Annotated in this window: 11 protein-coding genes; 5 read left to right on the forward strand and 6 right to left on the reverse strand. The window is 72.3% G+C overall.

Going from position 1 to position 13,580, the window contains the following annotated elements; translation table 11 throughout:
* Positions 1-90: 90 nt before the first annotated feature.
* From AB0368_RS22245 to AB0368_RS22260, 4 genes are all read left to right on the forward strand, one after another.
* A complete protein-coding gene (locus tag AB0368_RS22245) occupies positions 91-3,741 on the forward strand; it encodes a sensor histidine kinase (protein ID WP_366155821.1) in 3,651 nt (1,216 codons plus the stop codon).
* The gene (locus AB0368_RS22250) at positions 3,738-4,142 is read left to right on the forward strand and encodes a roadblock/LC7 domain-containing protein (RefSeq protein ID WP_014447580.1); all 405 of its coding nucleotides are present in this window, start codon (positions 3,738-3,740) and stop codon (positions 4,140-4,142) included. The genes AB0368_RS22245 and AB0368_RS22250 overlap by 4 nt, the downstream gene beginning before the upstream one ends.
* Before the next feature lie 93 nt (positions 4,143-4,235).
* Positions 4,236-4,610 (forward strand): DUF742 domain-containing protein, encoded by a 375-nt coding sequence (locus AB0368_RS22255; protein WP_366155864.1) that lies wholly within the window; start codon positions 4,236-4,238, stop codon positions 4,608-4,610.
* 1 nt (position 4,611) lies between these two features.
* Positions 4,612-5,199: an ATP/GTP-binding protein gene (locus AB0368_RS22260; protein WP_071807363.1), complete on the forward strand. Its 588-nt coding sequence runs from the start codon at positions 4,612-4,614 to the stop codon at positions 5,197-5,199.
* A gap of 61 nt (positions 5,200-5,260) precedes the next feature.
* On the opposite strand, the gene AB0368_RS22265 is transcribed toward AB0368_RS22260, so the two are convergent.
* The 6 genes from AB0368_RS22265 to deoC form a co-directional block, all read right to left on the reverse strand.
* Positions 5,261-5,923, reverse strand: a complete 663-nt coding sequence (locus AB0368_RS22265) for a hypothetical protein (RefSeq protein ID WP_366155822.1) — start codon at positions 5,921-5,923, stop codon at positions 5,261-5,263.
* Positions 5,924-6,083: 160 nt separating this feature from the next.
* Positions 6,084-8,330 (reverse strand): transposase, encoded by a 2,247-nt coding sequence (locus tag AB0368_RS22270; protein WP_366155823.1) that lies wholly within the window; start codon positions 8,328-8,330, stop codon positions 6,084-6,086.
* 77 nt (positions 8,331-8,407) lie between these two features.
* The gene (locus AB0368_RS22275; protein WP_366155824.1) at positions 8,408-9,313 is read right to left on the reverse strand and encodes a DNA primase; all 906 of its coding nucleotides are present in this window, start codon (positions 9,311-9,313) and stop codon (positions 8,408-8,410) included.
* A 105-nt stretch (positions 9,314-9,418) separates the two neighbouring features.
* Positions 9,419-10,189, reverse strand: a complete 771-nt coding sequence (locus AB0368_RS22280; protein ID WP_366155865.1) for an aldehyde dehydrogenase family protein — start codon at positions 10,187-10,189, stop codon at positions 9,419-9,421.
* A gap of 175 nt (positions 10,190-10,364) precedes the next feature.
* Entirely contained in the window at positions 10,365-11,792 is a 1,428-nt protein-coding gene (locus AB0368_RS22285; protein ID WP_366155866.1) for an aldehyde dehydrogenase family protein, read from the reverse strand.
* Between the two features lie 5 nt (positions 11,793-11,797).
* Positions 11,798-12,748 (reverse strand): deoxyribose-phosphate aldolase, encoded by a 951-nt coding sequence (gene deoC, locus AB0368_RS22290; RefSeq protein WP_366155825.1) that lies wholly within the window; start codon positions 12,746-12,748, stop codon positions 11,798-11,800.
* A gap of 62 nt (positions 12,749-12,810) precedes the next feature.
* Between deoC and upp the strand changes: the two genes are divergently transcribed.
* Entirely contained in the window at positions 12,811-13,443 is a 633-nt protein-coding gene (gene upp, locus AB0368_RS22295; RefSeq protein ID WP_366155826.1) for a uracil phosphoribosyltransferase, read from the forward strand.
* The last annotated feature ends 137 nt before the right edge of the window (positions 13,444-13,580 follow it).

Consider the following 13,580-nt stretch of genomic DNA (forward strand, 5'->3'; position numbering starts at 1 on the left):
TGATGGAATCTCGGGGGCCCGACCCGGTGAGTCAGCCGTGTGCGGTGCCCGGTGATCCGAAAGCCGGGTCCGAATCAGGAGGACGGTGACGTGAGCAAGCGCCCCCAGACGGCGAACGCTGTCATGTCGCGTCTCCGCCGACCGGCCGGTCGGCTGCGGGATCTCCCGATCTGGTCCAAGCTCGGACTCATCATGCTCGTGCCCACGCTGGCGACGATCATCGTGGGTACCCAGGGCCTGATCGACCACATCGACGAGGCGAGCAACGCCGAACGCGCCCGCACGCTCTCCGTGCTGTCCGAGGCCGCCGGTGGACTCGTCGATCACCTGCAGAACGAACGCGCCTTCGGCGTGATGATCGCGACCACCAAGCCGGACACGCCCGACCGCGAGGCGGCGGTCCTGGCGTACACCCGCGAGCACCCGAAGGTGGACGCGGCCAAGCTGCCCTACTCGCAGCAGAAGGCCGCGCTGGACGAGATCCCGGCACAGGTCAACACCCTGCTGGTGCGGCTCGACCGCAACCTCGAGGAGCTGCCGTCGTATCGCAGCCAGACGGCGAACGACCAGTTCGACGCCGCCGAGGTCGAGGCCAACTACAGCCCCCTGATCGAGGACCTGCTCAACGTGCGTGACGCCTCCGCACAGCTGGCGCAGGACACGGCACTGAGCAACCGCCTCCGCGTGGTCGCCGGCGTCGCCCGGGCCAAGAACTACATCTCCCAGCAGCGCGACGTCGGCCACCGGGTGCTCGGCACCGCCGACTTCACGCCCGGGCTGCGCCGGGAGTTCCTGCTCACCGACACCGGTTACACGATCTCCGACGCCTCGATGCGGCAGGTCGCCAGCAACGAGGACAAGGCGCTCATCGACCGGGTCATCAACGGCCCGGCGGCTCGAGCGGCCACCAACCTCACCAAGCCGCTGCAGAACCTCGCCGCCAACCGGTCCACCCAGATCCCGTTCAACCGGGAGCAGTGGGAGACCTCGATGGTCGGCTACAACGACCTGTTCCGCAGTGTCGAGAACAAGCTCGACACCGAGATCGTGGCCCAGGCCACCGACATCCGCGACCGGGTGCAGCGACGGGTCTTCATCGAGACCAGCATCCTGCTCGGCATGCTGCTGCTCGCCATCGCCTTCGCCTGGCTGGTCGCCCGGTCCATGGCCCGCTCCCTGCGCGAGTTGCGCCAGGGCGCGCTGAACGTGGCCCAGTTCGGTCTGCCCCAGGCAGTCGAGCGGCTGCGCGATCCGGCCCTGACCGGCTCGCTCACCCCGGCGCAGGTGGCCGACCAGGTCGCCGAGCCGCTGCCGGTGCGCAGCCGGGACGAGTTCGGGCAGGTTACCGAGGCGTTCAACGCGGTCCACCTGGAAGCCGTCCGTACCGCGGCCGAGCAGGCCGCGCTCCGGTCCTCCGTCGCGACGATGTTCGTCAACCTCGCCCGCCGCTCGCAGATCCTGGTCGACCGGCTCATCGGCCACCTCGACCGCCTCGAGCGCGGCGAGGAGGACCCGGACCGTCTGGCCGAGCTCTTCCAGCTCGACCACCTGGCCACTCGAATGCGCCGCAACGACGAGAACCTCCTCGTTCTCGCCGGCGCCGACTCGACCCGCGTGCAGCGCGAGCCGGCCGCTCTGGTGGACGTACTCCGCGCCGCGCAGTCCGAGGTCGAGCACTACACCCGCATCGAGTTCGGCATGATCGACCGTGACCTCGAGGTGTCCGCGCACGCGGTCAACGACATGGTCCACCTGGTCGCCGAGCTCTTCGACAACGCGACCGCGTTCTCGCCGCCGAACTCGCACGTCGTCGTGGAGGCCCGGCGCCTCGGTGACGGCGCGGTGCTCTCGGTCGAGGACCGCGGCATCGGCATCAGCCGCGAGCAGCTGCGCGACCTCAACGAGCGGCTGGCCAACCCGCCCATGGTGGACGTGGCGGTCTCCCGCATGATGGGCCTCGTCGTGGTTGCCCGGCTGGCCACCCGGCACGGCGTCAAGGTCGAGCTCCGCCCGGCCGACACCGAGCGCGGCACGGTCGCCGACGTCGGCCTGCCGGTGGGCGTCCTCACCTCGCCCCAGACGGCCGGCCGCATTCCGGCTGGTGCCGGCTCCTTCGCCGGTGTCGAGCAGGGTGGCCGCCCGGCGTTCGCCGAGCCGCCGCTGGCGCTCGAGAGCGGCGCCAACGGCCGCGGTGGCTACCCCGGCGGCCGCCCGTTCGACCCGAACCCACCGATGCCCTCGGGCGGCATGCTCGGCACGGGCGCCGGCCGCTCCGCGCCGGCCTGGTCCGACCTGACCGGTGCACCCTCCAACGGCTTCGAGCCGCCGGCCAACGGTTTCGGCGGTGGGGCTCCGAACGGCTTCGGCGGCCCGAACGGCTTCGCCAACGGCTCGACCGGCGCCAACGGCTACCACGGCCCGCGCAGCAACGAGCCGATCCCGCCGCTGCCGCAGTCCGGCCCGCAGGGCTTCGCCGGTGGCGACGGCCTGCCGCAGCGCCGCAACGGCGAGGGATACCGGCCGGAGGACACGGGTTCCTTCGGGCACACCATCCCGCGCCAGCTGCCGCCGAGCCCCGAGACGCAGGGCCGGTCGTCGTTCGTGCCTCCGGTGTCGGCTCCGCCGGTGCCGCCGGTCTCCGCGCCGCCGGTGCCGTCCGCCCCGCCGTACGGTGGTGGGCGTCCGGTGTCGTCGCCGCCCGTCTCCGGCCCGCCGACCTCGGCCCCGCCGAGCGTCAACCGGCCGCACTCGGCACCTCCCGCCGCGAACCCGCCGGCCTGGCCGCCGGTCTCCGCGGACCGCGAGCACAGCACCCCGCACGTCCCGGAGAGCCTGGCGGCCGCCCTGGACCTCACCGCCGAGTTCCCGCGGTATCGCGCGGAGCGTGCCGGCACCGGGGCCCAGCCACAGGTGGCCCGCCCGACCGACCCGCAGAACGCGACGCCGGGCAGTACGGCGCCGCAGAGCGAGGCCGACCGGTCCGCCGCTGCCGCCGCAGCGGCCCACGAGGCGGCTACCCAGCAGGCCGCGGCCGCCCAGGCGACCGCCGCGGCGCAGATCGCCGCCGCCCAAGCCGCGGCTCGGCAGCGGGCCGCGGGCGACACGCAGTCGCAGTTCGCGGACGAGACGATGGAGCTGCCGATCTTCCGGGAGCTGGAGTCGGCCTGGTTCACGACCGCGCGGCCCAGCGAGCTCCGGCCGACCGAGTCGACCCCGGTCGCCGAGAGCCCGGCGCCGGCGCCGGAGCCGGCACCGGCCGATGTGGTGAGCGCGCAGCGGTTCTCGACCGGCGAACCCGCCCGTTCGAGCAGCGTTCCCCAGCAGGCGATGTCCCCCGAGACGCGCAACGGTGACCGGGATCCGGCCCCCGTCGGCGCAGGGGCGGTCGCCGCGAACGGCACCTCCGCGAACGGCACCTCCGTCAACGGCGGTCCGGTCAACCCCTGGGAGACCGCGGCCGACGAAGGCTGGCAGGCGGCTCGCAAGGCCGCCGAGATGCCGGTGGAGACCACCACGACGGCCGGCCTGCCGCGCCGGACGCCGATGGCACAGCTCGTCCCGGGTGGCGTCGACCGGGCCGAGACCTCCGTTCAACGCCGTACTCCCGAGGCGGTCCGTGGGCTCCTGTCCGCGTACCACCGGGGTGTGCAGCGCGGTCGCACGAAGGAACAATCGACCAACCCGGAGGAGACTCCGGGAGGGCAGCAGTCCTCGCAGGCTGGCAAGGAGCATGAGGCATGACAAGTACGCAGGATCTGGGTTGGCTCCTCGCCAACTTTGCCGACCGCGTTCCCGGGGTGGCGCACGCGATCGCGGTCTCCGCCGACGGTCTGCTGCTCGCGGCCTCGCGGGACCTTCCCCGGGATCGTGCCGATCAGCTGGCGGCCATCGCCTCCGGCCTGGTCAGCCTGACCCAGGGCGCCGCGCGCTGCTTCGAGGGCGGCGCGGTGCTGCAGACGGTCGTCGAGATGGACAACGGGTTCCTCTTCCTGATGTCGATCTCGGACGGTTCGTCGTTCGCCGTACTCGCGGCGCGCAGCTGCGACGTCGGCCAGGTGGGCTATGAGATGGCGCTGCTGGTCGATCGTGTGGGCGAGGCTCTGACGCCGGCTCCGCGCTCGGCGGCCGGGGTTCTCGGCTGAACGGATGGTGGACCGGATCCGTCCGGTATCTGTCCAAAACCTTGACAAGCACGGGACACTTCTATGGGCCAAGGGATGGGGTGAGCGGTGACGATGCCCGAACGCGATGAGCCGACCGGCGCACTGGTCAGACCGTACGCCGTGACCCGTGGCCGGACCCGGCCCAGGCTTGAGATCGCACTGGAAGCGCTCGTCGAGACCACCGTCCGCGGCCGTTCCACCGGAACTGGCCGGGGCGGCAGCGAACACCAGTACATCGCGGCGATGTGTGACGGCGGCAGAGTTCAGTCGCTGGCCGAGATCGCCGCACGCATGCAACTACCGCTCGGGGTAGCTCGAGTGATCGTCGCCGACATGGCCCACGACGGCTTGGTGGCGGTCTACGAGCCGACATCGCTGGAGGATGAAACCGATGCGGTGGGTACGGAACTGCTGGAAAGGGTGCTGAGTGGACTTCGCAGGCTCTGACATGGCGCGCCGGCCGACCGCCGGGCGCGTGACATCGGCGAAGATTGTGATCGCCGGTGGGTTCGGCGTCGGAAAAACGACGCTGGTGGGGTCCGTCTCGGAAATCACCCCGCTGACCACGGAGGCGATCATGACCTCCGCCGGCGTGGGCGTCGACGACAACCGGCAGGTGCCGGGGAAGACGACGACCACGGTGGCGATGGACTTCGGTCGCATCAGCATCGATCGGGATCTGATCCTGTACCTGTTCGGCACGCCGGGCCAGACACGTTTCTGGTTCATGTGGGACGAGCTGGTCCGGGGCGCCATCGGTGCCGTGGTCATGGTGGACACCCGCCGGCTCGCGGACTGCTTCGCCGCCATCGACTTCTTCGAGCATCGGCGGCTGCCGTACCTGGTGGCCATCAACTGCTTCGACGGCATGCAGTACCACAACGCGCAGGACGTCCGCGACGCGCTCGCGATCTCCAGCGACGTACCGGTGGTCAGCTGCGACGCCCGCAACCGCGAGTCGACGAAGAACGTACTCATCTCGCTCGTCGAGTACGTCCTGACGATGCGTCGCTCGCGCGCGGTCGCACCGGCCTGACGCTCCGTCGAAAGTCCCGCTCTGGACGCCAGAGCGGGACTTTTGCGTGCTCGCGGTCAGATCACCGGCTGCTGCAGCGCAGCGGGGTTTCGCCACCGGCTTCGCCCGACGGCAGGCGCACCTCGCAGCTGTGCCCCGGTGACGTCGCTTCGATGACGACCTCGTCCCCGGCAGTGACCGGCGCGGTCATCCGGACCAAGGCGGGGGCGTCCGCGTTGACTCGCACCGCGGTCCGGGTCAGGACGTACCGGGAGTCGACGCTGATGCCGGCCATGGTCGCGTTCACCACGCTGCCGGCCTTCAGGCCGGGGAACGACAGCTCCGCGGTGACGGTGTCCATGTTGCCGACCGTGCTGGTGCGCTGGACGACCATGGCGGGCTCGGTGGAGACGGCTCCCGAGTCCTTCCGGGCCAGGACGACGAACAGCGTTCCCGCACCGGCGAGCAGCACCGCCATCCCGCTCAGCGCCGCGGCCAGCAGGATTGCCTTGCGCCCCGGCGCCTTCGGCGAGGAGGCCGCCCCCGACAGCTGACCGGCGAGCGCCACCAGGACCGCGGTCAGCGCCGTGACCACTGCGGCGACGGCCAGGAAACGTGCGGGTGCGGACCGATCGAGCCGCTCGACCGCCGCCAGGGACAGACCCGTCACGAGGACGCCGAGCAGGCTGATGGTGGCCACCAGCGGTCTCGTGCCCCCGTCCGGCGGCGGCTCCTGCACGTCCATTACGGGTTCCCCCGATCGATCCATGATCGAACGGTAGCCCGACCCCGGCCCAGGCACCGGTGTATGGGCCTCGGAGGCTGCTCAGTCGGCCGCTGGACGGCGTACTCCGCCGAACCCGGCCCGAGTACTGGCCTTAGAGGCCGAGCCTTCTCGGCGCGGCTCAGCGGCTGGGGTAACCCGCGTTGCGGTAGTCCTCGGACTCCTGGCCGTCCCGGCTGAAGTCCCAGCCGCCCGCCGCCTCGCGGCCCGGCCGGCCGCCGATCGCGTACCCGCCGATCTCCTGGCCGCGGCGCCAGCCGCGGAAGTAGCCGGTGGTGTGCGCCGCGATGCTGGCGGCGTCGCGGACGATGCGCAGCGGGCGCTCCTCGCGCAGCGGGGAGCCCGGCACCAGGTTGGCCTGGGGCACCCGCTTGGGCAGGCCCGCCGAGGTTTCCGCGGCCACCGCGGGCGCGGCCGCCTTCTCCGCGGCCTGCCAGCCCGTGTCCATCGGGCTGCTCCAGTCGAGGTCGGCCGTCGAGGCCGACTCGCTGTGGCCGGTGAACCAGGCGGAACGGGCCGCCGCGAAGATCAGCAGGTCGCCGTCGCCCTCGGCCGGGACCGGCGGGGTCGAGCTGCGGTCCAGGGCGGTGAGGGTGGGCGCGGTGCGACGGGCCGTGATGCGGCTGGTACGGCCGTTGCGGTCGTCGACCAGGCGCAGGGGCGGCGGCTCGCCGATCGCGGCGTCGGGCGAGGTGTTGCCCAGCCCGCCCAGACCCTGCTCGACCAGGCGCAGGGCCGGCGGCTCCTGGGGCATGTCCTGCCACGGCGGCTTCACCCGGCCGTCAGCCGGCGGGCTGCTCACCGCGGCGGCCGGTGGGGTCGCCGCGTCGTCGCCGCTGTTGAGCAGGGGCCAGTTGGCGCGGGAGCCCGGCTCGGACGTCTCGGACACCGAGCGCTGGACGGGCATTGGCAGCGAGTAGTCCGTCGCGCCGTTCGCCGCCGGGCCGGTGCCGCTGCGGGTGCTCGGCGGGATGACCGTGCGCTGGCGTTCGGCGCGGGCGCTGCTCATGGCGGCGTTCGTCAAAGTGGGGCGGAACGGCTGTCCCGAGTCGGCCGGCGGCACCGACGACGGGCGCGAGCCCGGCGTGATCGGGGTCATTCCCGGCGGGGGCGGCGGCACCGAGACGGGGCGGCTGGCCGGGCCCGGGTCCGGGGTACGCGTCGGCAGGCTCGCGGCCGGGGCGACCGGCGGCGGCGTGACCGGGCGGGGCGCCAGCGGCGGCGGCATGACGGGCTGCGGGGCGACCGGCGGGGTGGTCAGCGGGCGGGGCGTCACCGGACCGCCGCCCGTGGTGGCGGGCTCGGGGCGGCCACGGCGGGTGAGGCGGGTGCCCGTGTCGCTCGCCCGGGCCGGCAGGCCGGAGGAGGGCCGGGTCGGCAGGCTGGAAGTCGGGCGGCTCGGCAGGCCGACGGCGGCCGGGCCGGCGACGGCCGGGTCGGCGGCGCGGCGGGAGCCGGCCTGGCGGCGGCCGGCCACTCCGGCGGCCTGCTGGCTGACCCTGGCGGCGAGCGTGCCGATCAGGGCCTCGCAGGCCGAGTCGCAGGAGCGCACCGCGGCCACCGCGTGACGGACGGTGTCGGCGGCGGCCGGGGCGAGGGCCTTGTTGACGCCGCCGCGGCGGGGCGACTCGCTGATCGCCACGACCAGCGCGGTGACGGCCGAGACGACCTGGTCCTCGGTGCCGGCGCCGGCGCGGGTCAGCTCGGCGGCGACCTCCTCGGCGACGTCCTGGGCGTCCTTGCCGCGAGCGGTCAGCCGGCCTGGCTCCGGCACCGCGTCGAGCACGGCGAGGGCCAGCGGGTGCGCGGGATCCGGGTACGCCCGCAGCGCCGCCGGATACAGCTCCCGTAGCACCTCACGCAGGGCGAGCGCGGCGGAGTAGCGGCCGTTGAGCATCGCGACGTGGGCGGCGAGCACGGGCTTGTAGCTGACCAGCTCGCGGGGCGCGGGGATGGTGACGGCGGCGATGGCGCCGGCCTGCAGGGCGCGGGCCAGGCCCACGGCGCGGCGGGCGGCCGGTGGCGCGGCGATCTCCTCGGCGGAGTCGTCGTCGGAGAAGCGCTCGGCGAAGTCGTCGGCGGAGTCGTCGTCGGCGACCACGAGGGGTCGTCCGGCGGCGGTCAGCAGCGAGGTGACCATGTGGTCGTCGCTGTCCGCGGCCACCGCGGCCTCGGTGAAACCGCTGGTCCGCTCCACGAGCAGCATCCCGAGCTGGGCGTATCCGGCCGGGTCGTCGCTGATCTCATGGACGCCGAGCAGCCGCCCCGCGTCGTCCACCACGGCGATGGTCAGGGCCGATCCGGCCGAGGCCGATCGCACCGTCTCATCAGCCGACGCCAGACCGCAGTACACGCGCACGAGCGCCACGGCGTCGTCCTCCTCCCCGGGTGAGGGTTGTTCGCGACCTAGTTCTCGGCCAAGGACTGATGGTCCCTGGTGAGGGGTCAGTCGCGCCAGTCCACAGCGGCAGAGATCTTGCCGATGACGGAGCGCCACCCCAGACTCGCCTGTTGCGCCCCGATTTTACGGAGCTTGCGACGACCGAAGAAACCGCCCATTCCGCCACTTTCTGCGGACCGCAGGGACTCGTCCAGGTCGTCGAGCGGCGAGCCCGGCGACAACGCCAGGATCACCGGCTTCAGCCGAAGCGCGTGGCCCAGGTCGCGGGCCACCTCGCCCGCGGCGATGAGCAGCGACAGGTCCCATGTGTCGTGACCGCCGCGCAGGTTCTCCACCACGAGGTCCAGCTCGTAGCGATCCTCCGGCTGCGGGTCGACGTCGGACGACTGTACCCGCTCGGCGACGGTGTCCCAGGTGTCGAGCTGTGCGAGGTCGTGCGGAGCACCCGATTGAATGAAGGCGACCAGCGATTCGGGGGTCTTGAAGGCCAGCAGTTTGCCGCGGTGGCTCAGGAAGACGGGTACTTCCTCGTCCTCCGTCTGCTCCTCGGCCTCCTCCGATGCGTCGTCCTTGAAGTCCTCCGGGTCGGGCTCCTCGACGATCTCGCCGTCCTCGTCGCGCAGAACGCCGCCCGATTTCTGGCCCTTGGGGTCGGCCTCACCCTCGGCGACCAGCGCGGCGAACTCGTCGTCGACGATCACTTCCTCGTCCTCGGCGGCGCGCGCGGCCGCCGCGCGCTCGCGCGCCTCGAACGGGTCGTCCTCGTCCACCTCGACCTCGGTGGGGGTGAGCTCCGAGGCCTTCCGGTACGCCCGGAGCGTCAGCGCGACGCCACCCGGCATGGCGATCTCCACCGGGGAGATCCGGACCTCGTCCCAGAGCGTACGGCCGGAGTGGCCGTCCCTGACCGACGAGGTTTCTGCGGCCTCTTCGGGCGTCTGGCTGGCCACGCTGACCTCCGGGTTGGTTCTCGCAAGCTGTTCGGATGGGTGAGTCAGGGCACACCTTAGTGGTCGGACCTGGGCGGGGCCCGACCGCGTCCCACCGACCGCGGGTCAGAACCCCTTCGGGTGCCAGACCGTCTTGGTCTCCAGCAGGGCCGTCATGGGCGCCAGGCCGGGGTCGGCCGTGAAGTCCGGTTCGCCGGCCGGCGGGCGGACGACCCGCTTCAGGCTGCCGGCGGCGGAGCGCTCCAGCTCGGCGGCGAGTGCGGGATCCGTGACGCCGGTCAGGTCCAGCGCGTTCACGTCATCGTGGGAAGCGAGCCAGGGCGCGGTCTCGGCGGCGTTCCCGGTCAGGATGTTCACCACTCCGCCCGGCACGTCCGAGGTGGCGAGCACCTCGGCGAGGGTGACGGCGGCCTGCGGCGCGGCGACGAGGACCACGACCGTGTTGCCGGTGACGATCGCCGGGGCGATGACGCTGACCAGGCCGAGGAACGACGCCGGGGCGACGAGCGCGACGACTCCGGTCGGCTCGGGCGCGGAGACGTTGAAGAAGGGGCCGGCGACCGGATTGGCGCCGCCGTGCACCTGGGCGATCTTGTCGGCCCAGCCGGCGTACCAGACCCAGCGATCGACGGCGGCTTCCACCTCGGCGTCCGGGACGCCGCACGCGACGAACTCCGCGCGCCGGGCCTCCAGCATCTCGGCGACCCGGTAGAGCACCTGGCCGCGGTTGTAGGCGGTGGCGCCGGCCCACTTGGGCTGGGCCTTGCGCGCCGCGACGACGGCGTCCCGCGCATCCTTGCGGGAGGCGAGCGCGACGTTGTCGCCGTCCACGAGATAGGTCCGTCCTGATTCGCTGCGGGGGAACGCCCCGCCGATGAAGAGCTTGTAGGTCTTGCGTACGGCGAGCCGCCCGGCCGGTGCCGCCGGGGCGGTGGCCTTGACGGCGGGGACGCTCGCGGAGGCGCCCGCCTTGACCGGCGACGACCTCCGGACCGCGACGGCCTTCCCGGCCGCCGCGGGGGCGGTCTTGCGCGAGCGGGACGAGGAAGACTCAGGCAAGGTACGCCTCCAGGCCGTGCCGGCCGCCCTCACGGCCGTAACCGGATTCCTTGTAGCCGCCGAACGGCGACGTCGGATCGAACTTGTTGAACGTGTTGGCCCACACGACGCCGGCGCGCAGCTTGTCGGCGACCGCCAGGATCTGCGACCCCTTCTCGGTCCAGATGCCGGCCGACAGCCCGTACGGGGTGTTGTTGGCCTTCTCGATCGCCTCGGCCGGGGTCCGGAAGGTGAGCACCGACAGGACCGGGCCGAAGATCTCCTCGCGGGCGATCCGGTGCGCCTGGGTGACGCCGGTGAAGATCGTCGGGGCGAACCAGAACCCCTGCGACGGCAGGGCGCACGGCGGGGACCAGCGCTCGGCGCCCTCTTCGGCGCCGATGTCGGACAGCGTACGGATGCGCTCGAGCTGTTCCGCCGAGTTGATCGCGCCGATGTCGGTGTTCTTGTCCAGCGGGTCGCCGACGCGCAGGGTGGCCATCCGGCGCTTGAGTGACTCCAGCACCTCGTCGTAGACCGACTCCTGGATGAGCAGCCGGGAGCCGGCGCAGCACACGTGCCCCTGGTTGAAGAAGATGCCGTTGACGATGCCCTCGACGGCCTGGTCGATCGGGGCGTCGTCGAAGACGATGTTGGCCGCCTTACCGCCGAGCTCCAGCGTCAGCCGCTTGCGTGTGCCGGCGACGGAGCGGGCGATCTGGCGGCCGACGTCGGTGGAGCCGGTGAACGCCACCTTGTCGACGCCTGGGTGCTCGACCAGCGTGCGGCCGGTCTCGCCGGCGCCGGTGACGATGTTGACCACGCCCGGCGGCAGGTCGGCCTGGCGGCAGACGTCGGCGAAGAACAGCGCCGACAGCGGGGTGGTCTCGGCCGGCTTGAGCACGACCGTGTTGCCGGTGGCGAGCGCCGGGGCGATCTTCCACGCCAGCATCAGCATCGGGAAGTTCCACGGGATGACCTGCGCGGCGACGCCCAGCGGCCGCGGGTCGTCGCCGAAGCCCGCGTACCTGAGCTTGTCGGCCCAGCCGGCGTAGTAGAAGAAGTGGGCCGCGACCAGCGGGAGGTCGACGTCGCGGGACTCCCGGATCGGCTTGCCGTTGTCGAGCGACTCGAGGACGGCCAGCTCGCGTGAGCGCTCCTGGATGATGCGGGCGATGCGGAAGAGGTACTTGGCGCGCTCGGCGCCCGGCAGCGCGGACCAGGGGCCGGACGCGCGCCGGGCGGCGGCCACCGCCCGGTCCACGTCTTCGGGGCCGGCGGTGGAGACCTCGGCGAGGACCTCCTCGGTGGCCGGGTTGACGGTCTTGAAGACCCCGCCCGATGAGGCCGGCGAGACGAACTCACCGTCGATGAAGAGACCGTACGAGGGAGCGATGTCGACGACTGAGCGGGACTCGGGTGCGGGAGCGTATTCGAACATGCCCATCAGTCCAGGGTGAAGTAGTCGGGGCCGGCGTAGTGGCCGGTCGTGAGCTTGGTGCGCTGCATGAGCAGGTCGTTGAGCAGCGACGAGGCCCCGAAGCGGAACCAGTCGGGGTCGAGCCAGTCGTCGCCGACCGTCTCGTTGATCAGCACCAGGTACTTGATCGCGTCCTTGGTGGTGCGGATGCCGCCCGCGGGCTTGACGCCGACCTGGCGGCCGGTCCGGGCCCGGAAGTCGCGGACCGCCTCCAGCATCACCAGCGTCACCGGCAGGGTTGCGGCCACGGGCACCTTGCCGGTGGAGGTCTTGATGAAGTCGGCGCCGGCCAGCATCGCCAGCCAGGAGGCGCGGCGCACGTTGTCGTACGTCTCCAGCTCGCCCGTCTCGAGGATCACCTTGAGGTGGGCGGTGCCGCACGCCTCCTTGACCGCGACGATCTCGTTGAACACCTCGTCGTAGCGTCCGGAGAGGAACGCGCCCCGGCTGATCACCATGTCGATCTCGTCGGCGCCGCCGGCGACGGCGTCGCGGGTGTCGGCGAGCTTGACGTCGAGGGGCGCCTGCCCCGACGGGAAGGCGGTGGCCACGCTGGCCAGGTGGACGCCGGTGCCGCGCAGCACCTCGGCGGCGACCGGCACCATCGCGGGGTAGACGCACACCGCGGCGACGCTCGGGCAGGTCGGGTCGGCGGGGTCGGGCCGCAGCGCCTTGGCGGAGAGGGCGCGGACCTTGCCGGGGGTGTCGGCGCCCTCGAGGGTGGTGAGGTCCACCATCCGGATCGCCAGGTCGATGGCGGCCGCCTTGGCGGTGGTCTTCACCGACCGGGTGCCGAGGGCCGCCGCCCGCGCCTCGACCCCGACCTTGTCGACCCCGGGCAGTCCGTGCAGGAAAGACCGGAGGTTGAAGGCGGAACCGGACAGGTCGGGCAGCCTCGACGTCGTCGTCGCAGTCATGAGGACGATTCTACGCAGCCCACCAGCAGTTGATCTTGGAGAACCCCGGTAGGTTGAGCGGCGTGGACGTACTTGTCGTTGATCATCCGCTGGCCCAGACCCGACTCACCGTCATGCGCGACGCCAAGACGGACTCCGGTGTGTTCCGCGCCGCCCTGCACGAACTGACCACCATGGTCGTGTACGAGGCCGCGCGCTCCTTCGCCGTCGAGCAGTTCCCGATCGAGACGCCGGTCGCGCCGACCAGGGGTACCCGCCTCGGCAACCCGCCGCTGATCGTGCCCGTCCTGCGCGCCGGCCTCGGCATGGCGGACTCGGCGCTGGCGCTGCTGCCCGAGTCCTCCATGGGCTTCGTCGGCCTGGCCCGCGACGAGGACACGTACGAGCCCCGCGCCTACATGGAATCGCTGCCCGGCGACCTCTCCGGCCTGCCGGTGCTGGTCCTCGACCCGATGGTGGCCACCGGCGGCTCGCTGGTGCACTGCTGCCGCCTCCTGGTCGACCGTGGCTGCACCGACGTGATCATCTGCTGCGTGCTGGCCGCGCCCGAGGGCATCCAGCGCCTGAAGGACTCCGGACTCCCGCTCCGCCTGGTCACGGCCTCGATCGACGAGGGCCTGAACGAGAAGATGTACATCGTCCCCGGCCTCGGCGACGCAGGCGACCGCCAGTTCGGCGGCATGCCGCGCTTCTGATCGAGCGGAGCTCGATGGGATTTCGCCCCGGGAGGTCGATGTCGAGGACACCAAAACGAACCACGGCAAAGGGCGCCTAGTCCGTTTCGGCGCCCTCGACACCGACGGGCGAAATCCGAGTGGGGTTGGGGCCGAAC

Origin of the sequence: Actinoplanes sp. NPDC051475 (genome assembly GCF_040689425.1) — a bacterium.
In the GTDB taxonomy this organism is placed as follows: domain Bacteria; phylum Actinomycetota; class Actinomycetes; order Mycobacteriales; family Micromonosporaceae; genus Actinoplanes.